Here is a 24,247-nt window from a genome sequence, read left to right on the forward strand (position 1 = left end):
CTAAATAGTTTGTAGAACAATTAATTTGATTTCGACGAATTAAATCTGATGGCTGAGTAATAAATCTTTCAGGTTCTGATACGACCATGGCTTACTTACAAAATGATCAATTAGCTTGGTTTCCAACGCCTCATCCACATCCCCTTCTTGAGTATAGCCAGAAATAATCACTTTGGTGGAATCATTTGAGATTCCAAGTTCTTTTAATTCTTTTAGATATTCCACTCCTGTCATTACGGGCATCAACTGATCAGTCAGGATGAAATTAGGTTTATTGTTTTTTACATGCTCTATGGCATCATCTGGTGATGAAGTGGTTACAATATCAAAATCCCTCTTAAACATCTCTTTAAAGAGGATCAGGTTGATTTCCTCATCATCCAAATAAATCAATGTGGGTTTATTATCATTCATCTTTTACCTCAGCTATTGGTAATCTAATGATGAACTCAGCGCCTTCATCAGGTTCTGAATTCACAGCAATTGTTCCTCCGTGACGTTCTACAATTCCATAAGTGATAGCCAATCCAAGCCCGGTCCCGGCTCCTACTTTTTTAGTAGTATAAAATGGATCGAAAATCTTTTGTTTCTCTGATTCTGACATTCCAACACCATTATCCTTAATTTTTACCTCAACATGTTTTCCATTTTTTGATGTAATAATATTGATTTCACCACCCTTTCCTTTATCAGAGACTGCATCCAATGAATTGTTGATGATGTTTAGAAATGCCTGGCTCAATTGGCCGCTAAATCCATCAATCTCTGGTATATCCTTACCAAATTCTTTATTGATTTTTACAGCATCCCTGTGTCTACTATTTAGGAGTAATAATGCTACTTCAACATCGTTATGAATATCAATTTTGGTCTTCTTTTCTGTTTCTGATCTTGAAAAGATTCTTAATCCTTTTACAATTTCAGTAGTTCTTTCAGCTCCTACTTTAATGCTATTGATCATTTGATCTATGATCCCCTGAGCTTCGTCATACTCTACTTCCTTTCTTACTTTTGACAGCTCATGAATTGACTTATTAAGCTCTGCATCATCCTCCTTCAATTCTGTCACCTTAGAAATAACAGGCCTAATTTCGGTGAACTTATCACTAAGTACATGGATCCCTGAATAAACAAAGTTGATTGCGTTATTGATCTCATGAGCAATTCCTGCAGTAAGCGTACCCAAAGACGCCATTTTTTCAGATTGCACCAACTGTGATTGAGTATCTTGAAGTTCTTCCAACAGATTTGCAAGGTCTTCTTTTTGCTCTGCCAGTTTTTTAGCTGCCCTCTTTCTAGCGCGGTAAGCTGTGAAAATGAGAAATAAAAACACAACTACAACCACCAGAAATAATATCAAAAATACAAGCGCACTCTGCTGTGAGTTTACCACCGTGGACATTTCATCCAGTCTCTCCTCACGCTGTGCAATCTCTTCATTCTGCTTAGCAATTCGTTCCTGTTGTTTCTCTAGCGTTTTGTTTCCTTCGGCTACTTGCTCTTTTTGAAGATTAATATCTTCAGTTAATACTGCTAATTCTTGTTCTCTTTTATCTAACTGTGAGGTTAAGGCAATTAATCTTTGCTCTGATTCAGCGAATTCATCTCTTAGGCTGTCTAATAAACTATTTTGTTTCTCAATTTGATTTTGCTTGAATTCAATTTCCTGATCTCTTTCTCTAATGATCTTATCTTGACCTAGAAATAATCTTCTGGCGACTGTTGAGGCTAAATTCAATGAGTCGAAGACTTCTTGTAATTCCTTTGCTCTTGATTCCATCGCTCTTACGGAATCTCTAACCTGTTTGAAAATCTTAGCCAAATCCACTTCCGACCCTCCCAGATCATTCATTCCCGGTTTGATCTTCAGACCTTGATTGCTAACATTTGCCCGGTTGATCTCAAATGTTAATCCTCCGGCATCACTGTCCAGAAAATTTATCATCACATCCCTTTGCTTATCGTATCTGTCAGTAACAAGCAAAACAGAGGTGCCTCCCACTCGATCTAATAAGATTGGTATGGTTGCATTGTATCGATTAGTTACAAAAATTACGTCAGCATCCTGTGGGATTATTACATAATTTGTAAAACTCACCTGGGTTGTGCGTCCAGCCAATTTTTTAGTTTGACTAGTGGTTCTGAACGCTTGCTTCAGATCGTTATCTGTAGTAATTACATGAATTTTAAATGGAGTGCTTTTTTGAGGCCACTCAATATTTTCAACGAAAGAGTACGTGGTTGCAACTAGCTTCTTTTGACGATCCGTCTGAGCATTAGCCATTTGCCACGCTAAAAGCGTTGTGAGTAAGAATAGTATTACCTGTTTAACCTTCATTATAGGACTGGTGACAGCAGGAAATATAGTGATTTTATATGGGTTCATACTAGCTATTAGATAAGACTCATCCATGATTAGATAAATAACGGATTACCTTAGAGATACATTTTACTAAAAATATTAGTAATTTTGATTCATGGAAAATGCTTTCATTCTGCACATGGATTTAGACACATTTTTTGTGTCTGTAGAACGCTTACGTGATAGTCGGTTGAATGAAAAACCAATTTTGATTGGTGGGTCTAGCGATAGAGGAGTGGTGGCAGCATGTAGCTATGAAGCACGCAAATTTGGGATCCATTCTGCCATGCCCATGAAGTTAGCCTCTCAACTCTGTCCGGAAGCTGTTATAATTAAAGGTAGTCATGCAGATTATACCAAGTTTTCCATCGAAGTATCAGAGATCATCAGAGAGAATGTTCCTGTATTTGAAAAAACATCAATTGATGAATTTTATGCAGACTTAACGGGTATGGATCGGTTTTTTGGATGTTACAAAATGGCATCTGAACTAAGAGAGAAGGTAATTGACAATACCGGATTGCCCATCTCCTTTGGTTTATCCATCAACAAAACTGTCTCTAAAGTAGCAACAGGTGAAGCAAAGCCAAATAATAAGATTTGGATAAAATCCGGAAAAGAAAAGTCCTTCTTAGCCCCCCTCCCTGTGCAAAAGATTCCAATGATAGGAGAAAAAACCTATCAAACATTGCGTGGATTGGGAGTAAAAAAGGTTCATACCCTACAGGAAATGCCAAAAGACATGCTCTTTCAGATTTTCGGGAAAAATGGGGCTGCCATGTGGGAAAAGGCCAATGGGATAGATCGATCACCTGTAATTCCTTACTCAGAGCGAAAATCCATTTCTACTGAAAAGACCTTTGATAAAGATACCACAGACATCAACCGGCTAAAAACCATCATTTTAGCGATGACAGAGCACCTGGCATTCCAACTGCGAGAAGAAAACAAACTGACAGCCTGTGTGGCAGTAAAAATTCGGTATTCAGACTTTAATACCCACACACAACAGGTTCGCATCCCATATACATCAGGAGATCACATTCTGATACCTAAGGTGATCGAACTGTTTGAAAAATTGTATGACCGCAGACTTCTCGTCAGACTTGTAGGAGTACGATTCAGCAGTTTGGTGCATGGAAATTATCAAATCAACTTGTTTGAAGATACTGGTGAGATTATAAATCTGTACCAGGAGATGGATTGGCTTAGAAAAAAACATGGTGACCGATCAGTGGTACGAGCAAAATCGCTCGGAGTAAATGCAATGCGTACGTTTAACCCTTTCAAAGGCGATATGAGAGTTTCGAAGGTGGGGTAGGTGGGTAATCTCCCCCGCTTGTGGGAGTGAGTTTTTAAAATGAATCACAATGAATAAAAACTACTGGAACACAATAAAATCACTTGCCAGAGAGCTTAGAAAAAATCAAACACTCTTTTAACGCTCCCCCTTCCCCTCTCTAAAATTAGAGAAGGGTGCCTGACGAAGGAAAGGCGGGATGAGTTTTCAATTCCATGTACCTCAATACCCACACATATTACAGTTTTAAATACGGCACGCTTTCCGAAGAGGGCCTCCTAGCTACGGCTCAGGAATGTGGCATCAATGAGCTGGTTCTCACAGATATCAACTCCACTTCTGGGTGTCTCAATTTTGTGCGATTGGCTCCAGAATTTGATATCCGACCAATCTTGGGCATAGACTTTAGAAATGGTGCAAAACAGCAGTTCGTTGGAATAGCAAAGAATAATGCCGGCTTTCAAGAACTAAACACTTACCTCTCACATCATTTACACAATAAAGAGGAATTCCCAAAACAAGCTCCATCTTTCAAAGAAGCATTTGTTATCTATCCGTTTGATCCTTCATTTGATATGAAACTTCGGGAAAATGAATTTCTGGGAATTAGGCCAAAAGACATTTTCAAGTTTCCCCGAACTAAGTGGGTCAATCAACTAGACAAGCTGGTTATCCTTCATACCGTATCCTTCAAAGCGGGTGATGATAGCAAGATCCATTTCAATATGCATCGCTTACTTCGGAGTATAGATAACAATACTTTACTTAGTAAGCTTTCCAAAAACGAAGAAGGTGATCCAGATGACGTAATGCATCCGGTAGGTAAGCTTTTTGAATACTACAAAGACTACCCGGAAATCATCGTCAATACAAAAAAACTTCTCGAAAAATGTTCCATCGAGTTTCAGTTTAATGACCCGGTAAATCATCAAAACCTCAAGATATACGGAGAATCGGAGGAAGACGACATTCGAAAAATTACCGAGTTATGTCAAGAAGGCCTTCCATATAGGTACGGAGATAATCCAAAAAAAGAAATCATCGACCGGTTGGATATGGAACTGAATCTAATCAAGACTAAAGGTTTTGTTTCTTACTTCCTGGTAAACTGGGACATCCTTCAATATGCCCGAAAAATGGGCTATTACTATGTGGGGAGAGGAAGTGGTGCAAATAGCATTGTCGCTTACCTATTGAGAATCACCGATGTAGATCCGGTAGATCTGGACCTTTATTTTGAACGATTCATTAATCTTTTCAGACAGAATCCACCAGATTTTGATATTGACTTTTCATGGAAAGATAGAGACGACATTACACGATATATTTTTGAGCGATTTGGTCAGAATGGTCAGGTGTCTCTTCTTGCGACTTACAGCACTTTCCAAAGCAGAGCAATTATTCGTGAGTTGGGAAAGGTTTTTGGGCTTCCACCCCATGAAATTGAAAAAGTATCTCAAACCGATGAGAAAAATCTGGATCATGTAGGTAGACTGATCCGTAGATATGGCGAGCGTCTGATCGATTTTCCAAGCCATCTCAGCATACATGCAGGCGGTGTACTAATCTCTGAGAAACCCATCCATTATTTCACTGCCACATCACTCCCTCCAAAAGGTTATCCGGTCACTCATTTTGATATGATTGTAGCAGAGGATGTGGGATTATTCAAATTTGACATCCTGAGCCAACGTGGGCTGGGAAAAATTAGAGATACACTAGATGTAATCAAGCGAAACTGCCCAAATGATCCTGACGTTGACATTCATAACTTCAAGTCTTTCAAAGACGATCCTAAACTCAACTACCGCCTGCAAAATGCCGATGCAATCGGATGTTTTTACATTGAATCACCTGCCATGCGTATGCTCATGAAAAAGCTTCAGGTGAATGAATACCTCGGATTAGTGGCTGCCAGCTCAATTATTCGACCGGGAGTAGCAAAATCAGGCATGATGCGTGAATACATCCTGCGTTATCGTCATCCTGAACGAAGAAAAGACGCACACCCGGTACTTCAGGATATCATGCCAGATACTTACGGAGTAATGGTCTATCAGGAAGATGTCATCAAAGTCGCTCACCTCTTTGCGAAATTAGATCTGGGTGAGGCAGATATGCTGCGCCGAGGAATGTCTGGAAAATATCGTTCTCGAGATGAGTTTTTAAAGGTCAAAGACAAGTTTTTTCAGAATTGCAAAGACCTGGGCAATACCTATGAGCTCTCTGCAGATATCTGGCGACAGATAGAAAGCTTTGCCGGCTATGCATTTGCTAAAGGTCATTCTGCTTCTTATGCTGTGGAAAGTTACCAGGCATTATACCTTAAAACGTACTACCCACTGGAATACATGGTGGCTGTCGTGAATAATGGAGGTGGTTTTTATCGGACTGAATTTTACATACATGAAGCACGAATGTGTGGCGCACAAATTGAAGCTCCATGTGTAAATCATAGCGAGGGCCTCACGGTGATCTTTGGGAAAACCATTTATCTCGGATTTGGCATGGTAAAAGACCTAAACCATACTACCATGGATGCCATTATTGCTGAACGGGAAAAAAATGGTGCTTTTCTTGATTTAGATGATTTCATCAATCGTGTGGGTATTTCATTGGAGCAAATCAAACTGCTCGTGCGTGTAGGTGCTTTACGAGCTTTCGGTCCGAAAAAGGATATCCTTTGGCAAGTGTATTTCACCATGGGAGCTGGAGTTAGCCAAGTAAAAAATGGACTTTTTAATATGCCTATAAAAAAATGGGCACTACCCCCACTTCATCACGACAAGCGTGAAGATGCTTTTGATGAAATGGATCTGCTAGGTTTTCCTCTTTGCAATCCTTTTGACCTGATCGATGTTTCTCATTATGGAGTATTATCCAAAGAGCTCCCCCGATACCTGAACAGGCAAGTGGAAATGCTCGGATACCTTGTTACGATTAAAAACACAGGCACTTCAAATGGGAAACGTATGAACTTTGGAACGTTCATAGATCATGAAGGTCAGTTTATTGATACCGTACATTTTCCTCAAACAGCTGCCAGATATCCTTTTCGTGGAAGAGGTATCTACCGACTAACAGGTAAGGTCGTGGAAGAATTTGACTTCTATAGCCTTGAGGTGAACCGAATGGAAAAAGTAAATTTTGTGAATCTGGATGAAGTATCTAAAGGTATGGTAAGGGCTGTTTCGAGATAGTTTTTTTGATTGAACGAAATCCAGTCTAATCATACTTACCGTATGTTTCATACTTTTCACAAACTGTGATGGGTTTAAATGATAGCCGGCTCGAGTTAACGAGCCGGCATTTTTTTATATCGTATATGTGGCTTTATAAGCCTCCGGATGCTCGATACTAAGACTTTCGTCTGGTTCGATGCTGGAATGGTGGGATGTGATTTTTTCATCTTTAATTACAAACGAAAATCGAAGTTTATTCCGTTTTTCAAATCCACCAGAATTCCAGATTAGCTCATATACGCCACTGTCTACTTTGAGCCCATTTACCCGCTGTGTTACCACATTTACGGGAGAAACTGTGACATCATCTTTTTCAAATAAATCATGAAATAAGTCCTGTACTTCACTTCTATTCTTTCGAATCTTAGATGAAAATGCAGGGATCATCATCACATCATCTGCATAAAGATTCATAAGTGCATCCAGGTCATGCATGTTCACTGCTTTCACCCACTTATTTAATACAGGCAATTGCGGCTCCTGGATCATATCTGCAATTTCTAATCCAATGTGCTGCTCCGATTTGAATGTCTCCTGAAACTCAAGCCAAATATCTGCAGTTGACTTACCTAGTCTGCGCATAAATACAAACTGAATACCCCCATGAACAGCAAGGAGCAATAGAAGGCCTTCAAAAATACCTAACTCAAAGACTAATAACCCACAAACTGCCGCCATGATAAGGGCATATCTCCCCTCTGATCTTACGTTGGCAATGTTAGCAATCATCTTCCATCCGGAATAGACCATGATGATACCAAGTGCATACTCTGGTAAATGGGAAAGGATAGATGGGAAAATTACCACTAATAAAAGCACAAGCGCAGTGAAAAGATTTGACAGCTTCGTCACTGCTCCAGCAACTGTGTTCGTAGTGCTTTTAGCCAGTCCATCTAAATTAGTCATTCCTCCAAAAAAGGTAGCGCCGATATTGGCTATCCAAATAGGCAATAATCCATTATTTGCATCTGCTTTACGTTTTCTAGGGTCCATCTTCTCAATGGCCACATGGCTCATCACCTGCTCAATGATATCTATCGTACCAAGCATGAGCGCAAATCCAACCATCTTCAAAAGCATCCACAACGACTCTGTCTCATTCATTCCATTGAGGTGAGGCAAAGGAGCTTGAAGTTGAAATGGAATGGAGTCAATCTCGATTTTCGGGAGTGGAAGCACAAAACTTAACAAAAAGCTAGTTGCCATAATGACAAAATAGGACAGTGCTGGCATACGTTTTTTGTAGTATTTGTATAAGAGAACAAACAGCACAAAGGAAACGATGCTTAGCGCTATCACCATCTCACGCTCCCAATTGAGCCATGTATCTGTTTCGTGCTCAATGTCATAAAGAAACGGCACGAATTTAAGGGCTATCTTTAAGCCTACCCCTGCCAGTAAACCTTCTACCAAGTAATGAGGTACCACTCTCAGGATGAATTTCTCCCATTTGAACTTCCATACTAAAGCTTGAAATAAAGCTGTGAGCGCAATTACAAATGGCATGTTTTCCATGCCAAAAGAGCTGACGCCAAGGGCTAACGCAGGAGCTAAACCAGCAGCCACTCCAGGCATGCCCGTAAAGTTTCCCGGCTTAAATAAATACGTAACGAAACTGATTATTCCTGCAAAAATGACGGTGTATAAACCGGTCATAATTGGATAGTCTGACATTAAACATATACCAACTGTCAGTGGGACAGCCATTACCCCAGTGACTGTACCTGCAAGTGCATCTCTTTTCAGATGCACGAATATATTTTTAGATTGATCATTCATGATTCTGTTAATTCTAATTGTGATGAATAGAAAATAGGTGTTGACTCTAACACCACTGGTGTGAGCAACGAACGGACTTCAGCTAAAAGCTGAATGGATTAACAGAATGGAATCTTAAGGGAGCAAAACAGCACTACCATGGAAACATGATTCGAAAGTCTGCGAGGCTGCTTTAGTAAATAGTCGTGTGGAGAATTGGATAGAAACCTGTAAACAAAAGGAGTTGTAGAAGCCAGATCAAGATTGGCAAGTAACAAAACGATTTTTCGTTCGCCCTCTTTTTCTTTGACTTCCTCTTTTAGTTCTCTCTCTTCTTTGCTCTCCTCTGCTTGTTCATCAGAAAGCATGAGACTTATCTCTGACACTGTAATAAGTGTCACCATTAAAATGGAAAAGTACTTTATAAGGTGTTCTAAACGGAACATATTAGTCCACATTGCAATGATAAAGCTAGGTTTATTGTATCAATTAGCAAAAATCTTTTCGACCAAGTCAGATGAAACATAGTTCATGTATCATGCCAATTGGATTGCTTTGATACTTCAATCCAGACCTAAACCATAATGAAATGAAGAAAATTCTATTCTTATTCCTATTGCTGCCATTTCTGGCCCAATCTCAAATACTTTTTTCTGAAAGCTTTGTGGTCATCTTTGACAGTACCAAACACTTCAAAGGGTCTGTTGCACCCTCGCTGGAGATTAAAACACAGAAGCAACTATATGTGGAGATTACCAATCGGGCAGATATGGCCTTTCGATTTAAGAATCATGGAATTACGGTAGCCAACAAGTTTGAATTGACGCGTGATGGTAGCGAAACCATTCTTAGTGGTGGTTTTATCTACGGAAAGTTTAAGACCTTCTATGACAATCCCTTCGTACTGGAACATTACGCACAGCATCAGTGGGCTGAAGCACGAGGACTCGATAGGAAGATTGCTATTGGGTCAAATGTGAGATATAAACTGTTAAAAACGCAGAAAGGTGGGGCATTTGCGGGTATAGGCCCTTTCTATGAATATGAGCTATGGAATTACAGAGGCGTACCTGATGATCGACTCCCACTTAACACAACAAGTATCAGTATGAGGGAATGGAAACTCAATGTTTATTTGAGTACTAAACGGGAATTATCAGAAAAAATACGTTTTGAAGGTTCCGTCTATTTTCAAGACGGATTCAATGATCTCTTTAGCGAGCCACGTTGGGCTGGAGCGATTGCGTTCTCTTATTCATTTACGAAAAACATTGCTTTTGGGGTAAACCTACAAACCATTTACGATTTCAACCCGATCGTTCCTGTAGATAAGTTGTGGCTCAATACCTTTTCAGCTTTGGAAGTTACTTTTTAGCAGATCACTTCTTGAGGGTAATGTCAGGCATTCCTACTAATTCAAAAGTAGCCGATGCGAGGATGATTTTATCGTTTGATGAATTTACCGAGATAAGTATTTCTTTAAAAATTTCATTCTTTGTATTTCTACGTCTCTTTAAATCCACAATATAGCGAAGTGTAAATTCCACCCAATTATCATTGGCTACTAAAGAGACCATAGGATTGATGTTAGCTGATTCGATCAGGTACTTCTCAGTCATCTCTTGCCATTTACCCTTTGCTTCTTTGACAAAATCTCCGGTTATTTTTTCACCAGCTTTTTGAATTATTTCTTCAGCTAACTTATAGTCTGAACCAAACCGTTCAGGAATCTTCACTTCGTCCCATAGAAAGGGGAAGTCAGCAGAATAGTTGAATACCAAGCGCAACAGTCTAACCGCCAAGTTTACTACTATAAACAATACTGAAGTAAACGATGATTGCAACCCACGACAGGAAGGGCCCAAACTTTTTGGCTTTATACCGGCTATCGATCCTTGATCTTGGAGAATAGTTTGCTTTGAATTAACCTTCCAATGGACCAAATGATGATGGCTCCAAGTATGAAAGTCACAACCTTGCCAATCGTATCATTAAAGAGAAGTTCCTCAATCTTTTCCATTTGGTTCTTTCGGTATGGTGATCGCATTTCCATCTCTCACCGCTCTGTAATGAGGGGACATAATTTCCACACCAGCCGCGTTGAACTTATCCTGAATGTTCGCATGAAGTTCAGAGTAAATCTTAGGCATCTGTTCTGGTAAATCTGTGAATGCATTCAGCTGATAAGCAACATACCAATCATCCAGGCTTGTTTGTAGCACAAATGGCTCTTTGCTGATGTTTACACCGTCAGTAACCACAGCTGCTTCTATTAGAAGTTCATGCACCTTTCTCCATGGCACATCATATCCAATCGTCACAGATGTATGTAATACTAATCCTAATTCTTTACTGCTCGAAGTGTAATTAACCGTATGTCCATTCAGAATAGCTGCATTAGGCACGGTGATATCTTCATTTTTGGTAGTTCGAACCCGGGTAACTAGCAATGTTTTTTCAACTACTTGCCCGGTTACCTCTCCGATCTTTACGCGATCTCCGAGACGAAAAGGTCGCATATAAGTAATCACTAAACCAGCTACAGCATTGGCTATGGCAGATGATGATCCTAGCGAAAATAAGATACCAAGGAACACTGATACGCCTTTGAAAACATCAGAATCAGATCCAGGAAGGTATGGAAATATTACTACGAACATGAAGGCATAAATCAGAAACTTTACAATGTTATAAGTAGGCATGGCCCAGTCTTCGTGAAAGCCTGTGATCTTTAAATTGCCTACTTCTATTTCATGAGAAATAAACTTTAAAAAACGAACCAAATAACTGGTTATGACATAAATAACTGCGATTGTAAAGGCATTCGGAAGGTAATTCCAAAATGAAAGCAGGATATTCTGTGCCGGACTTAAAATCCACCCCATGAGTGTTTCCGCCCAGTGCTTAGTAAATGGAAATAATCCAAAAATGATTGGCAGTGAAAAATAGAGAACAAGTGCGAAAAAACCCCACTTCAAAATACCCACTCCTCTAACCACAACATCCAATTGTCTTTCCGGAGGCAGGAATTCATAATTACCGATACGAATACCCGTGAAATATTTTTTCTTGTTCATCACAAACCAACCTTGCAATCCTTTAAATAGCCTATTTAGAAAATAGATAATCAAGACGGCCACTCCTAAAATCAGAAATACCAAACCAAACCTGGCTGCTATATTTCTAACCGTGCTTCGATTGCGTTGATCAACAATGAAGGTTCCTATGGTTTCTCTATACTTATTTGCAAGTGATTCTTTAGATTCTCCTTCAATCCAAAGTGCATCCCAGTCTGATACACTGGTCACAATGAGGTTTCGATACATGATGTCTACTGTCCCCTCATGCTCGTCGATATATAGTGAATCAACAAAGAAATAATCATCTCTTATTAGTAAGTCAATCTTCTCAGAAACGTTGACAGCCCTCTCCTCTGCCATAATCGGTCCCAGTTTCGTATATATTGTGAACAAAGAGTCTTCATCAGGAGCCACAACAAACCCCTTAATCGTCTCTCTTAGTTTCAAAATTTTTGATTTTTGAGCTGCATTTCTAGCTGAGTCACGAAGCTCGATTTCCCGGATCTGTTCACGTAAAGAGACTTGATTGAACTTATCACTTTCTTGCAAAAGCTGTATGCGTTTCATTAGATCAATTCGAGCCAATGAATCTTGCTTTCGTTGAAGTTTATTTTGATTTAGCAACCGCTGATAAGTTCCCAATTGCTGCGTAAGACTATTCAACTTACGTTGAACACTATCAGACTGATTTTCAGAAGTTTGTCCAAATGCTCCAACTGAGAACATTAAAATGGAAAGGACAATGATTAACTTTTTCATGTATAAATATTGGCGCTAAATACGAGGAATTTTAGGAAAGGTTGGGATTAAGATCCTATAAATATGATATAAAAAAAGAGGCTATTTTCGGTAGCCTCTTTGTATCAAAAAAAAGCTTGTTTTTAACCGATTTCAACTAATTGAATGTCGAAAACCAAGTCTTTACCTGCCAGGTCATGATTCGCATCAACTGTGATCACCTCATCAGAAACAGCAGTTACAGAAACATAGGTCTGGTGTCCAAGATCATTGGTTGCAACTAGTTTTTGTCCAACCTCAGGACTCATATCTTCTGGCAATTGATTTTTGGGTACTTCCTGAATGAGCTCATCTCTGCGCTCTCCATATGCTTCAGCTGAAGGTATGGTCACCGTTTTTTTCTCATTAACTTCCATTCCATTTACTGCCTCATCAAATCCCTTAATCATTTGTCCGCCACCCACTGTAAACTCTAATGGGTCACGGCCCTCAGATGAATCGAATACTTCACCCGAAGTGAGCTTTCCTGTGTAGTGTACTTTTACCTTGTCGTTAGCTTTAGCTTTCATAAAAAAAAATTTCTTATAGAATAATTATCAGGCAAAAGTAGTAAAAATCTAAAGGGTCCATGGTTTGCATTATATATGTAACTACATTTAATGTATTTACGTATATATTTGTTTTATTATTAAACTGAAAGGAAAAAATGAAAAAAATAGTGCATAGAGCAGAAACCAGAGGTACTGCAAATTTTGGTTGGCTCACCAGTAGGCATACATTCAGTTTTGGTCAATACTATAATCCTGAAAGAATTCATTTTGGTATGCTGCGAGTATTGAATGATGACATTGTAACTGGTGGTGCGGGCTTCCCTACTCATCCTCATGACAATATGGAAATTGTATCCATCCCTTTAAAAGGAGCTCTTGCTCATAGAGATAGTACTGGCACTGAAAAAGTGATCAACACTGGTGAAGTTCAGATCATGAGTGCCGGTAGCGGATTGACCCATTCAGAATATAATGCAAGCAAAGAAGATGATGTAAACTTTCTTCAAATCTGGGTCATTCCTAAAGAAAAGGATATTACTCCCCGATATGATCAAAAAGAATTTGAAGTTTCTAAAAGAAAAAACAAAATTCAAACAGTGGTTTCACCTAATGATGAAAGTGCCTTGTGGATTAATCAAGATTCATGGTTTGCACTATCTAATTTGGACCAGGACCGATCAATATCTTACAAGCCTAATAAACTGGGAAATGGCGTTTACTTATTTGTTCTAGAAGGAAAAGTTTCAATCGGTGGTGAAGAACTAGGAAAGCGAGATGCGATTGGGATCACTGAAATAAATGAGTTTAATATTTCGGCCAATGAAAACTCAGAGATGCTGTTAATTGAAGTTCCAATGAATTAACGATGGATGAATTCAAAATACCTTCAGAAACAAGAATAGGTCACGTTCATTTGAAGGTTTCCAATATCAGGAAATCGCTCGATTTTTATTGTGGTCTTTTGGGTTTCGAACTAATGACAACCTATGGTGAAGATGCTGCATTCATATCTGCCGGTGGTTATCATCACCACATTGGTTTAAATACTTGGATGAGTAAGGATGCTAACCCTCCTCCAAGAAACACGACCGGATTGTTTCATACCGCCATTCTACTTCCCACCAGAAATGACTTGGCTATTCTTCTCAAAAGACTTAGAGCTGCAAAATATCCTATTCTGGGAGCTTCAGACCATGGTGTGTCAGAAGCAATCTACCTAAATGATCCTGATCAAAATGGAGTGGAGCTTTATTGGGACAAGCCAAAGGATCAATGGCCAAAAAGAGAAGATGGGTCATTAGATATGTATACTCGGCCACTAGATTTAAACGATTTGATTAATGCTTAGCATTTCACACCAATAAACGTGAAAATTTAGTAATGAAAATGATCTTATAAGACCTTAGAGTTTTCTAATAAATAAAAAAGACGGTCAAAATGACCGCCTTTTATTACTCTTTTAAACTATTCCTATTGATTCTCAGCAAAAGGAGTTGGGAACTCTTCAGCTACTGTATCTCCCGCACGATCAAGAGGCAAATCAGATAATCTATTATATCTTCTTAGATCTACCCATCTATGTCCCAAACCAAACAATGAATACCTTCTTTGATTAAGCATTTCATCAACAACTTCAGCATCTACAGCTGGATTAGCAGTAGAAGCTCCAAGGCCTGCTGATGCTCTAACGATATTAAGCACTCTTAATGCTTCAACATTGTTGGTTCCAATATTCGCTTCAGCATAAATCAATAAAAGTTCGACATTTTTCATAATTGGAACAGGCGCCACATTTGAAGCAAATTGAGTTACCTGCCTCCAACCAGTTAATCCATCAAATCTTACTGTATCTGTTACACTATCTCCAGTGTCATCAAAAAGACTTGTGTTATCATCAACTCGTCCATCTCCTGCTTCAGCATCTTGAGAAAACGAAGGGTGAGCCATGTACCTTTGCTGATTGGGCACATAGAATAATGGATTGGAAATATCATTACCAGTCAATCCAAAAGTATGTGCAGGTCCCATGTCCATACTACCCGCTTCATCCATGAATGAATTAGCTAAGAATCCAAGTGCTGCAGTATCATCACCTTGATAGATAGCTACTCTTGCAGCCAGTCCCCTATTAAATTCAGCAAAAGTTGCGGGAGTATCAAAACCAGCAAATCCACTACTTAAAGGAAAATCAAACGCTGCGCCTGCATTTGATAGCTCAGTATTAGCGCTTTCAAGCATTCCTCTAATTGCTGTTAATGCTTCTGCATAAGAAACAAATGGCCCCAAATTATCAGGATCATCTACATCCACACGGATGCCATTGGAAAACTGACGATTTGCTACCATTAGCAATGCATAGGCCTTGATAGTTCGCGCATAACCACGGTAACCATCGAGTTCCGCCTCACTTAATGAGGTAGCAGAATTATTAACTGCTTCTATCAACACATTTGCAGTTTGAACAATTTTATACCAAGCTGCATAAGCACGTGTGGTTAAGAATCCATTGTTATCTAAAGCAGTTCCAATCACTAACTCTCCAGTATATCTTGGATCAACTTGTGTTAAGTCATTATACTCTCGTCCAAGAATACTTACTGTTTGATAATGGAATCCCATATCATTTCTCATTATTGCTTCTAAACCAGTAGTAAGCAATATCAAATCCTGCTGTGACGCGCCGTTTTCAAAGCTTGAAACAGTTGGAGCGTTCGGATTTTGTATGTCATCCAACGTACACGCCGAAAGAGCGCCGAGGACAAACAATACTAGTAATCTGTTATATATCGTTTTCATAATTATTGAGTCCTTACGTTTAAAATTTAACATTCAAGTGGAAATTGATAAACCTACTTGCCGGATAAGGTGTTACCTCAACTGTATTAGCCAATACATTATTACCAAAGTTTGAAGACTCTGGATCATAACTATTGTAATCAAAAATATTGATCAGGTTACGAGCAGACATACCCACTTTAACTTGAGATAACTGAGGTACTAATGATTTAGGTATTGTGTAGAATAAACCAATCTCTCTTAGTCTAATGTATCCGGCATCTTCAATCACTGGATCAGGATTTGCAAAGGCTTGACTTGCTCTGTAATCTCCATTACTTAATGTTCCTGATGGATCTAAACCAGTATCGTTATAATCCCAAGTAGTTCCAGCTAAATCATAAAGTAAAGTTGTCAAGTTTATAGCGTCACCACCATTTTTCCAATGCCACAAGAACGTCAAATCGAAGTTTCCATAGTTCAATGAATTAAACCATGACATTTGGAAATCAGGCTCAGCATTTCCATAAACTGCAAATCCATCTCCATCTGGATCACAATCTGTACATTCTGAGGCGATATACGTTCCTACAATTTGGGTAGCACTTTCACCTTCTTTAATAAGGTAGGTTCCTAGAGATGCTGCAAATCCTCCAGTTGTAAATGATGGTACTCTTAACTTAGTAACTGTTGATTTATTTTTCCACCATCTCACTGTAGTATTCCATGTAAAATTGTCGTTTTGGACAACAGTTGCGTTGATTCCTAACTCAATTCCTTTGTTTTCAAGTTCAGCACCATTTACAACTCTTCTTGTAAATCCAGAAGAAGGTTCGTTTTGTGCTTCCAATAAAACATCCTTGATTTTTTTGTTATAGAAATTTACTGTAATGCCAATTTTGTTATCTAATAAACCTATGTCAGCACCAACTTCTAACTCTGTCTGTCTTTCCGGCTCAACGTTCACATCTCCCAATAAATTTCCAGGCGTCACACCTGCTGTTCCTCCAATAAATTGTGGATTGGTTAGGATGAATCGCTGATTGAATTGTGAGAATCTACCTGCCTCACCATACGCTATACGTGGTTTGAAGTTATTCACAACATCAACACTCCAAAAGCTAAACTCATGCAAGTTGATAGCCAAACTAGCTTTAGGATAATAGTACAGCTTGTCTGCATCACCATTGTTCGTAGACTTATCACCTCTTAATCCGACTGTTCCTATTATTTTGTCTTGAAAGTTGGCCTCTTCTTGAACAAAAAATCCTTGATCCTCTTGAGGTGTGATTATTTGTTGAACACCAACATTAGCAGATTGACCAAGATTAGTTTGAGATCCATTCAGACCAGTTGCGGTTGTGATAACAGTATTTTTATCAAAACTTTGAAGGAAATAACCTGCTTGTGTTGTAAGGCTCAATCCATTATCCATAAAGAATGAATGAACCAATGATGTAGTAATATTATAATTTGTATTTATTGTACTACCTGAAATAGCAGCTCCTCCCAATGATGTAGCCGGTCGGAAATATGAAATCGTTCCAGGAAATATACTACTTGTTCTAAGGGCATATTGATCAATACCTCCCTGCAATACCAATTTCAATTGATTATTGTCTTGAGTAATTAATTTCACATTCGTGGTGATACCACCAATGTATCTATTTACTTCTTCTCTATTGGTTGTTAACGCAATGGTTTCCAAAACATTGGACCCTGCAGGTGCTGCTGGATACACTCCATTGGTTGGGAATAAATCCTGCCATGGATAGGTAAATGCTAGCGCATAACCTACTGTTCTGTTCTGGTTACCGTTATTGAAAAAACCTTTATCGGTCAATGAATTGATATAGTTATTAGTAACATATATATCTAACCAATCATTGAATTTATGACCAACATTTAATCTTATTGACTCTTTTTCATATCCAGTATTATCAACCAGACCTGGCTCATCTTTCACAGTTACGCCAAAAAAGAAATCAGTTTTTTGGTCTCCACCTGAGACAGAGAATCTAGAAGTACGAGAAACTCTTACGTGATCAAATAGCTCAGCTTCATAATCATTAAGATTGCCTGCGCTCACTGCAGCTGCAGCTGCATCCCCACCAATAGCTCGAGCTTGATCTGGAGTCCAGCTTCTTAAGCCTAGTAAATTGGTTGGTGTCCTTAGACCAATTGTCTGAGCAAAATTCACTTGAGATTTCCCGCTCTTACCTCTTTTGGTAGTTATGATAACCACACCGCCTGCTGCTCGTGATCCGTAAATGGCTGCTGCTGAAGCTCCTTTTAGAATCTCAATCGACTCAATATCCTCAGGATCTATATCAGCAATTCTGTTGGTTGCATCATCTTGATTCGTTGAAGGATTGCCACCACCTGCAGCCTCAGAAACAATGTTGTTTCCAAGAGAAGTAGTAGAATTATCCACATATACTCCGTCCACGATAAAGAGAGGTTGCTGATCTCCAAAAATGGAAGTCACTCCTCTTAGTCGCATTGAGATGCCCCCTCCAGGTGCTCCAGAGTTTGCCCGTATATCAGCTCCAAGAAATTTTCCTGAAAGACTGCCATCTAATGTAGACTGATTGGTTATCCCTGTTAGGTTATCTGAAGAAATTGAAGCCACCGAGTTTGCCAAATTGGATCTTTTCACGGAAGTTGCAAGTCCTGTGACGACAACCTCATCCAGATTAGTTACATCGGTTCGTAGGGCAATATCACCTGCTTCTGAAGCAGCAATTTCCTGACTTGAATAACCAATTGATGAGAAAACAAGGGTTGAACCGTCAGGTACTGACAACTCATATTCTCCGTTAATTCCAGTAATGGTACCATTAGTAGTCCCTTTAACTAGTACCGTTACGCCCGGTATAGGCTCCCCATTGGAAGCATCCGTAACCGTTCCGTTGACCCTTACATCCTGGGCCATCAAAAAACTTATGGGCAGCATAACAGCTATAACCATAAGATTTCTTTTTAAGTAGTTTTTCATCATAGTAGAGTTTTTAACTTAAAAATTGATTTAACATTCCGATAAAACTCACCAAATAATCGATAAATACCAAAAAAACGATGGTTAAACTGATTGTTGAAGCAACAACCATTTTCAAAAAGTCACGTATTCAGAATAGTATTCTGAAATCTATTTGGATTGATTAGCACTCAATCAAAATTTTCCCTTTAACAGATCTTTTTTCGATCTTTTCCAAGGCAATAGCTGCGTCCTTTAGACCATAAATTGAATCAATTGCGGATGAGATTTTTCCACTAGCAATCATTTCTAAAAGTTGTTGGATATTGGACTTGTTGCTATCCTGAAAATTTCTAAAAAAATTACCCCAAAAGACCCCAACAACCGACGCACTTTTTAGTAAGGGAAGATTTAATGGAATGGATGGAACGCTCCCAGATGCAAAACCAACAACCAGATATCTTCCCATTGGTGCGATACCTCTGAATGCCTGCTCAGAATAATCACCACCTACCGTGTCAAAAATAATATCAGCTCCTTTTCCTCCTGTTAAATCCTTAAGAGCTGATTTTATATTTTCAGGTGTATACTTATGTAATACATCAGCTCCCAATTCTTTGCAAAATTGCAATTTCTCATCTGAAGAGGCGCAAGCGATCACATTAGCCCCCATTTGCTTTCCTAGCTGAATAGCTGCTGTACCGACACCCCCGGATGCACCAAGAATTGCAAGCGTCTCTCCTTCCATTAAGTGAGCCCTATCTTTAAGGGCATGAAAGACTGTACCATGAGTCATTAAAGTTGCTGCTGCATCTTTAAAGCTTACTTCATCTGGCAAATGATGAGTGTTGAATGCAAATCCGAAAACTTCTTCAGCAAAACCGCCCCAGCCTGTACCTGAAACAACCCGGTCTCCGGGCTTGAAATCTTTAACATCAGCACCTACCTCCTTAATTACTCCTGCTACCTCTCCTCCCGGGCTGAAAGGTAAATCTGGTTGAAATTGATATTTACCCCGAATAATTAATGTATCTGGAAAGTTAACACCAGCATACTTTACATCTATGGTTACTCTTCCAGGACCCGGCTTTCCAATCTCATGGTCCCGGTAAACTAATTTATCTGGACCACCGAGCTCCTCAACTAAAACAGCTTTCATAGTAGCTTCAAAACGTTTTCCGGTGGCCGCCCAATTACAGCATGATCTCCATCAATTACTATGGGTCGTTCAATCATCTTCGGATATTCAACCATGGCCTTTACCCATTCATCATCAGATAAATCTTTGCCTTTAAAGTTTTCTTTAAATTCCGGCTCACCTTTTCTTAAGAGGTCAATGGGTTTGATACCCAATAGCCTGATAACTTTTTTTAATTCATCTACTGTTGGTGGATTCTTTAAGTATTCTTTCACCACAAAATCTCGTCCGTTTTCCTCTAACAAGCCTAGAGTCTGACGACTTTTGCTACATCTGGGGTTATGATAGATTGTCATCATTTGGATAATACTTCTTTACTTATTGACATTGTAACCAACATATGTGGTACATCTACGACTTCAGCAATTTTTAAATCTCCAGCTAAGGAGCACAGCATATAGGCATCATTTCTACTTAATCCATGATTAGATTCAAGATAGTCAATCATATATCGAGTGGCCTTTTTCGCAGCTTCATCAATGGTTGTTGCAAATGCAGTAACCGCATAAACATCATCATTTTCGTACTGCGGTTCTTTGATAGATGAGCCTTTTATCAACTCTATTTCCACTAAGAATTTCATCGGCGCTTCAATGGCTGTGCCACATACTTCACCCAATCCTTGAGCTGCATGTGCATCCCCTATCGAAAATAAAGCTCCATCCACGAAGACAGGAAGATAAACAGTGGTTCCTTCTACCATATTAGGGTCATCCATGTTTCCGCCATTCGCCCGTGGAGGAATGGTAGATAAGAGACTATCTGTGTCCGGAGCAACACCTAGTACACCAGGGAAAGGTTTTAAAGGAATATTAATTCCGTCAGTAAATCGGACATTATTCTTTCCTGAAAGTTCAAAAGTTTTTAGATGAGGTTCTGTGAATTCATCAGCCAGAAATCCAAACCCAGGAAGAATAGCAGTCCACCCCCAGTCTCCAATTTCAATTTTATGTAATGTCACAGCTATTACATCTCCGGGTTTAGCCTCATTGATATAAATAGGCCCGGTCAGAGGATGAATCGGATCAAAGCTGATATTCATCAAATCGAACGTGTCAGAGTTTATCGTTAACTGACCATCGGTAGCCTCTTCAGTACTTATTTCAACTACATCCCCTGAGTTGATTGTCAAAACAGGCTCATTGGTTCTACTCCATTTATTATGCGTTTGGTCAGAAGTAAGGATATAATCTACTTCAGGAATTGGAGAATCTTTCTGGTCAGCATCTGCATCTACAGTCATGGTACATCCAAATGCAATAACCATTAAAATTGGCATAAGCTTGTTCATATGAATTAGGGTTGGTTTCACAGCCTTTAAGTTTTATACTTACTAACTTATTAAAAAATCTAACCTCATGAGAATCATTTACCTACTTCTCTTGCTGAGCATCACAATTATTTTACCAGCTCAGCGAAAGAAAAAATCCACAGACGTACCTTCCGCTACCCCAGCCTCTGAGCGTTGGGAAGGTTACCAAAACCGATTAAAACTTGAAAAAAACTCACTGGTCAAAAACGTTCCATTCAAGAATGTTGGTCCTACAGTTATGAGTGGGCGTGTAGTTGATCTGGCTGTTCATCCTTCTGATCCTTCTCATTTTTATGTGGCTTATGCTTCCGGATCTCTTTGGGAAACAAAGAATAACGGTACTTCTTTCGAACCAATCTTCGATAATCAAATTGTAATGACAATTGGCGATATAGCTGTTGATTGGAGTAACAATATCCTTTATGTAGGTTCAGGAGAAAACAACTCTAGCAGATCCTCTTATTCTGGATATGGAATATTTAAATCCTCAGATAATGGCGAAGGCTGGAAAAATGTTGGATTAACAGAAACACACCATATCAGTAGAATACTCATCGATCCAAATGATCCTGAAACCCTTTGGGTAGCAGCTCTTGGACATCTGTATTCAGAAAATGCAGAACGAGGTGTTTACAAATCGACTGACGGAGGTGAAACATGGAGTAAAACGCTTTTTGTCAACAATAGAACTGGAATTGTTGATTTGATTATGCATCCAGATAACCCTAACACACTGATTGCAGCAGCATGGGAAAAGGATCGCAAAGCCTGGAATTTTGAAGAAGCAGGGCCTGGTACTGCGATTTATAGGTCTGAAGATGGTGGTGATACATGGAATGAAATTTCAGATGATTCGGGATTTCCTGACACTAATGGTACGGGTCGAATTGGACTTTCATTCGCTCCTTCCGATCAAAACATTGTTTATGCAATCCTTGACAATCAAGACCGCAGACCAAAAGAAGAAGACGAGGATGAAGGATTGACCAAAGATGAAATCAGGGTCATGAGTAATCAGCAATTTCTTGCATTAGAAAACAAAGCCATTAATAAGTTTTTAGATGATAATGGCTTCCCGAGAGAATATAATGCGGTAGATATAAAGAAAGATGTTGAAAAGGGTAAGGTGAAACCAGTTGACTTGGTTATTTATACGGAAGATGCAAATTCATTACTGTTTGATACTCCTGTAAAAGGGGGTGAGATGTACCGATCAAATGATGCTGGTAAGACTTGGACCAAAACGCACGAGGATTACATTGAGAGCATGATTTTTTCTTATGGTTACTACTTCGGACAAGTACGTGTAGATGCGAATAATCCTGATGTGATCTATACAATGGGTGTACCAATTGTTCGATCAGAAGATGGTGGTAAAACATTTAAAAGTATAAATGAAGATAATGTGCATGTTGACCACCATGCTTTATGGATTAATCCAAACGACTCAAGACATCTAATACTCGGCAATGATGGTGGCGTTTATGTAAGCTTTGATACCGGAGCTACCTGGATTAATTGCAATTCTCCGTCTGTTGGTCAGTTTTATTCGATTGCTGTAGATATGGCTGAACCTTATAATGTATATGGAGGACTACAAGACAATGGCGTTTGGAAAGGTCCGAGCACCTATGAATATTCCAGAGGTTGGTATCAAGAGGGTCGCTATCCATACGAAAGGTTGATGGGTGGTGATGGAATGCAAGTGGCTGTAGATACTCGGGATAACACCACAGTTTACACCGGATATCAGTTTGGAAATTACTTCCGAATTAATACAGAAACAGGCGAACGAAAGTACATCACACCGCGTCACCAATTAGGGGATGCACCATACCGCTGGAACTGGGAAGCACCAATCATGCTCTCAAGCCACAATCAGGACATAGTTTACTTTGGCAGCAATAGATTTCACCGCTCCATGGACATGGGTGAAAACTTTGAAACAATGAGTGAAGATTTGACCAACGGCGGAATTAAAGGGGACGTAAGCTATGGAACATTAACAACCATCTCAGAATCACCTTTAAGTTTTGGATTAATCTATGTGGGTAGTGATGACGGACTCATTCACCTGTCACAGGATGTCGGTGCAACATGGAGAAAAGTTACAGATGGATTACCCTCTAATTTTTGGGTGAGCACTGTTGTTGCATCTGCTCACAAAGAAGGACGAGTTTACGCCTCACTAAACGGATATCGGTGGGATAACTTCAAACCAATGGTTTTTGTAAGTGAAAACTATGGGAAAACCTGGAAGAACATCTCATCAAATCTTCCATTAGAGCCTGTAAATGTGGTAAAAGAAGATCCAGTCAATGCAAACATCGTTTATGTAGGTACCGATCATGGAGTTTATGTTTCTCTTAATGGAGGGCAATCTTATGAGGCTTTTAACAAAGGGCTTCCAAATACACCTGTACATGACCTCATTGTTCATCCAAAAGCCAATGATCTGGTACTTGGTACTCATGGCCGAGGCATTTACATCGGGGATGTTTCTCTGGTACAACAATTAAATGATGAAATACTAGCTAAAAATTTACATGCCTTTCCAATCGATGCTGTAACGTATAGTACAAGATGGGGAAGTAAAACCTGGGCTTGGGGAGATCTTATAGAAGCTAAAACTGATATTGCTTTTTATACAAATTCCAATGGTGATGGTAAAATAGAAATCATCTATAAGGATCAGGTTGTTTCTTCACAGGAAATATCAGCAGATAAAGGACTTAATTATGTTGAACTTCCTCTTGAAACGGATGAATCATTCAAAGACCTTCTTGATGATGAGCAAAAAGAAGGTTATAAAGCTGCTGAAAATGGTGACTACCATTTGGTGATAGGAGAATATACTGTGCGTATTACACTTGGTGACACCAATGTAGAGACACCATTGACAATTAAAAAACCAAGAGAACGACCAGGAAGAAAAGAGTAGTTTAAAAGGCTCC

The 24,247-nt window shown here is 39.2% G+C and carries 19 protein-coding genes; 6 read left to right on the plus strand and 13 right to left on the minus strand.

Annotation, left to right across the window (positions count from 1 at the left end; all coding sequences use genetic code 11):
* Window positions 1-39: 39 nt before the first annotated feature.
* Both ACOMC3_RS12200 and ACOMC3_RS12205 read right to left on the minus strand, forming a co-directional pair.
* A complete protein-coding gene (locus tag ACOMC3_RS12200) occupies window positions 40-414 on the minus strand; it encodes a response regulator (protein ID WP_420316168.1) in 375 nt (124 codons plus the stop codon).
* Window positions 407-2,338, minus strand: a complete 1,932-nt coding sequence (locus ACOMC3_RS12205; protein WP_420316169.1) for a YfiR/HmsC family protein — start codon at window positions 2,336-2,338, stop codon at window positions 407-409. Before ACOMC3_RS12205 ends, ACOMC3_RS12200 begins: the two co-directional genes overlap by 8 nt.
* 139 nt (window positions 2,339-2,477) lie before the next feature.
* On the opposite strand from ACOMC3_RS12205, the gene dinB reads away from it, so the two are divergent.
* On the plus strand, window positions 2,478-3,683 hold the full coding sequence (dinB, locus tag ACOMC3_RS12210) for a DNA polymerase IV (protein WP_420316170.1): 1,206 nt from the start codon (window positions 2,478-2,480) through the stop codon (window positions 3,681-3,683).
* Window positions 3,684-3,877: 194 nt separating this feature from the next.
* Window positions 3,878-6,862 carry a DNA polymerase III subunit alpha gene (locus tag ACOMC3_RS12215; protein ID WP_420316171.1) on the plus strand — a complete coding sequence of 995 codons (2,985 nt, stop codon included), beginning with the start codon at window positions 3,878-3,880 and terminating at the stop codon, window positions 6,860-6,862.
* A 114-nt stretch (window positions 6,863-6,976) separates the two neighbouring features.
* Here the strand turns inward: ACOMC3_RS12215 and ACOMC3_RS12220 are convergent, their stop codons facing one another.
* Window positions 6,977-8,683, minus strand: coding sequence for a SulP family inorganic anion transporter (locus ACOMC3_RS12220; RefSeq protein WP_420316172.1), 1,707 nt, complete (start codon window positions 8,681-8,683; stop codon window positions 6,977-6,979).
* A gap of 98 nt (window positions 8,684-8,781) precedes the next feature.
* The gene (locus ACOMC3_RS12225; protein WP_420316173.1) at window positions 8,782-9,108 is read right to left on the minus strand and encodes a hypothetical protein; all 327 of its coding nucleotides are present in this window, start codon (window positions 9,106-9,108) and stop codon (window positions 8,782-8,784) included.
* A gap of 143 nt (window positions 9,109-9,251) precedes the next feature.
* On the opposite strand from ACOMC3_RS12225, the gene ACOMC3_RS12230 reads away from it, so the two are divergent.
* A complete protein-coding gene (locus ACOMC3_RS12230; protein ID WP_420316174.1) occupies window positions 9,252-10,037 on the plus strand; it encodes a DUF481 domain-containing protein in 786 nt (261 codons plus the stop codon).
* Window positions 10,038-10,041: 4 nt separating this feature from the next.
* On the opposite strand, the gene ACOMC3_RS12235 is transcribed toward ACOMC3_RS12230, so the two are convergent.
* The 4 genes from ACOMC3_RS12235 to ACOMC3_RS12250 all read right to left on the minus strand — a co-directional run bounded on the left by ACOMC3_RS12235 (window position 10,042) and on the right by ACOMC3_RS12250 (window position 13,049).
* On the minus strand, window positions 10,042-10,464 hold the full coding sequence (locus ACOMC3_RS12235; protein ID WP_420316175.1) for a hypothetical protein: 423 nt from the start codon (window positions 10,462-10,464) through the stop codon (window positions 10,042-10,044).
* Between the two features lie 83 nt (window positions 10,465-10,547).
* The gene (locus tag ACOMC3_RS12240; RefSeq protein WP_420316176.1) at window positions 10,548-10,682 is read right to left on the minus strand and encodes a hypothetical protein; all 135 of its coding nucleotides are present in this window, start codon (window positions 10,680-10,682) and stop codon (window positions 10,548-10,550) included.
* A complete protein-coding gene (locus ACOMC3_RS12245; RefSeq protein ID WP_420316177.1) occupies window positions 10,669-12,501 on the minus strand; it encodes a mechanosensitive ion channel domain-containing protein in 1,833 nt (610 codons plus the stop codon). The genes ACOMC3_RS12240 and ACOMC3_RS12245 overlap by 14 nt, the downstream gene beginning before the upstream one ends.
* Before the next feature lie 122 nt (window positions 12,502-12,623).
* Complete coding sequence (locus tag ACOMC3_RS12250; protein ID WP_420316178.1) at window positions 12,624-13,049, minus strand: FKBP-type peptidyl-prolyl cis-trans isomerase; 426 nt, start codon at window positions 13,047-13,049, stop codon at window positions 12,624-12,626.
* Between the two features lie 137 nt (window positions 13,050-13,186).
* Here ACOMC3_RS12250 and ACOMC3_RS12255 point away from each other — a divergent pair, with 137 nt between their 5' ends.
* Together ACOMC3_RS12255 and ACOMC3_RS12260 are read left to right on the plus strand one after the other, a co-directional pair.
* Window positions 13,187-13,894 (plus strand): pirin family protein, encoded by a 708-nt coding sequence (locus ACOMC3_RS12255; RefSeq protein WP_420316179.1) that lies wholly within the window; start codon window positions 13,187-13,189, stop codon window positions 13,892-13,894.
* A 2-nt stretch (window positions 13,895-13,896) separates the two neighbouring features.
* Entirely contained in the window at window positions 13,897-14,379 is a 483-nt protein-coding gene (locus ACOMC3_RS12260; protein ID WP_420316180.1) for a VOC family protein, read from the plus strand.
* Between the two features lie 122 nt (window positions 14,380-14,501).
* Here ACOMC3_RS12260 and ACOMC3_RS12265 read toward each other — a convergent pair whose 3' ends face one another.
* The 5 genes from ACOMC3_RS12265 to ACOMC3_RS12285 all read right to left on the minus strand — a co-directional run bounded on the left by ACOMC3_RS12265 (window position 14,502) and on the right by ACOMC3_RS12285 (window position 21,272).
* Entirely contained in the window at window positions 14,502-15,827 is a 1,326-nt protein-coding gene (locus ACOMC3_RS12265) for a RagB/SusD family nutrient uptake outer membrane protein (protein WP_420316181.1), read from the minus strand.
* Between the two features lie 19 nt (window positions 15,828-15,846).
* Window positions 15,847-18,807 carry a SusC/RagA family TonB-linked outer membrane protein gene (locus ACOMC3_RS12270; protein ID WP_420316182.1) on the minus strand — a complete coding sequence of 987 codons (2,961 nt, stop codon included), beginning with the start codon at window positions 18,805-18,807 and terminating at the stop codon, window positions 15,847-15,849.
* Window positions 18,808-18,967: 160 nt separating this feature from the next.
* Window positions 18,968-19,942, minus strand: coding sequence for an NADPH:quinone oxidoreductase family protein (locus tag ACOMC3_RS12275; RefSeq protein ID WP_420316183.1), 975 nt, complete (start codon window positions 19,940-19,942; stop codon window positions 18,968-18,970).
* A complete protein-coding gene (gene arsC / locus ACOMC3_RS12280) occupies window positions 19,939-20,286 on the minus strand; it encodes an arsenate reductase (glutaredoxin) (RefSeq protein WP_420319317.1) in 348 nt (115 codons plus the stop codon). The genes ACOMC3_RS12275 and arsC overlap by 4 nt, the downstream gene beginning before the upstream one ends.
* A complete protein-coding gene (locus ACOMC3_RS12285) occupies window positions 20,277-21,272 on the minus strand; it encodes an acetamidase/formamidase family protein (RefSeq protein ID WP_420316184.1) in 996 nt (331 codons plus the stop codon). The genes arsC and ACOMC3_RS12285 overlap by 10 nt, the downstream gene beginning before the upstream one ends.
* A gap of 67 nt (window positions 21,273-21,339) precedes the next feature.
* Here ACOMC3_RS12285 and ACOMC3_RS12290 point away from each other — a divergent pair, with 67 nt between their 5' ends.
* A complete protein-coding gene (locus tag ACOMC3_RS12290) occupies window positions 21,340-24,234 on the plus strand; it encodes a VPS10 domain-containing protein (RefSeq protein WP_420316185.1) in 2,895 nt (964 codons plus the stop codon).
* Window positions 24,235-24,247 lie beyond the last annotated feature (13 nt).

The sequence above is a fragment of the Ekhidna sp. genome (assembly GCF_965212185.1).
Taxonomy (GTDB): domain Bacteria; phylum Bacteroidota; class Bacteroidia; order Cytophagales; family Cyclobacteriaceae; genus Ekhidna.

Coding starts and splice junctions, on each gene's coding strand:
- ACOMC3_RS12200 (WP_420316168.1), bottom strand. CDS start 414: ATGAATGATAATAAACCCACATTGATTTATTTGGATGATGAGGAAATC.
- ACOMC3_RS12205 (WP_420316169.1), bottom strand. CDS start 2,338: ATGAAGGTTAAACAGGTAATACTATTCTTACTCACAACGCTTTTAGCG.
- dinB (WP_420316170.1), top strand. CDS start 2,478: ATGGAAAATGCTTTCATTCTGCACATGGATTTAGACACATTTTTTGTG.
- ACOMC3_RS12215 (WP_420316171.1), top strand. CDS start 3,878: ATGTACCTCAATACCCACACATATTACAGTTTTAAATACGGCACGCTT.
- ACOMC3_RS12220 (WP_420316172.1), bottom strand. CDS start 8,683: ATGAATGATCAATCTAAAAATATATTCGTGCATCTGAAAAGAGATGCA.
- ACOMC3_RS12225 (WP_420316173.1), bottom strand. CDS start 9,108: ATGTTCCGTTTAGAACACCTTATAAAGTACTTTTCCATTTTAATGGTG.
- ACOMC3_RS12230 (WP_420316174.1), top strand. CDS start 9,252: ATGAAGAAAATTCTATTCTTATTCCTATTGCTGCCATTTCTGGCCCAA.
- ACOMC3_RS12240 (WP_420316176.1), bottom strand. CDS start 10,682: ATGGAAAAGATTGAGGAACTTCTCTTTAATGATACGATTGGCAAGGTT.
- ACOMC3_RS12245 (WP_420316177.1), bottom strand. CDS start 12,501: ATGAAAAAGTTAATCATTGTCCTTTCCATTTTAATGTTCTCAGTTGGA.
- ACOMC3_RS12250 (WP_420316178.1), bottom strand. CDS start 13,049: ATGAAAGCTAAAGCTAACGACAAGGTAAAAGTACACTACACAGGAAAG.
- ACOMC3_RS12255 (WP_420316179.1), top strand. CDS start 13,187: ATGAAAAAAATAGTGCATAGAGCAGAAACCAGAGGTACTGCAAATTTT.
- ACOMC3_RS12260 (WP_420316180.1), top strand. CDS start 13,897: ATGGATGAATTCAAAATACCTTCAGAAACAAGAATAGGTCACGTTCAT.
- ACOMC3_RS12265 (WP_420316181.1), bottom strand. CDS start 15,827: ATGAAAACGATATATAACAGATTACTAGTATTGTTTGTCCTCGGCGCT.
- ACOMC3_RS12270 (WP_420316182.1), bottom strand. CDS start 18,807: ATGATGAAAAACTACTTAAAAAGAAATCTTATGGTTATAGCTGTTATG.
- ACOMC3_RS12275 (WP_420316183.1), bottom strand. CDS start 19,942: ATGAAAGCTGTTTTAGTTGAGGAGCTCGGTGGTCCAGATAAATTAGTT.
- ACOMC3_RS12285 (WP_420316184.1), bottom strand. CDS start 21,272: ATGAACAAGCTTATGCCAATTTTAATGGTTATTGCATTTGGATGTACC.
- ACOMC3_RS12290 (WP_420316185.1), top strand. CDS start 21,340: ATGAGAATCATTTACCTACTTCTCTTGCTGAGCATCACAATTATTTTA.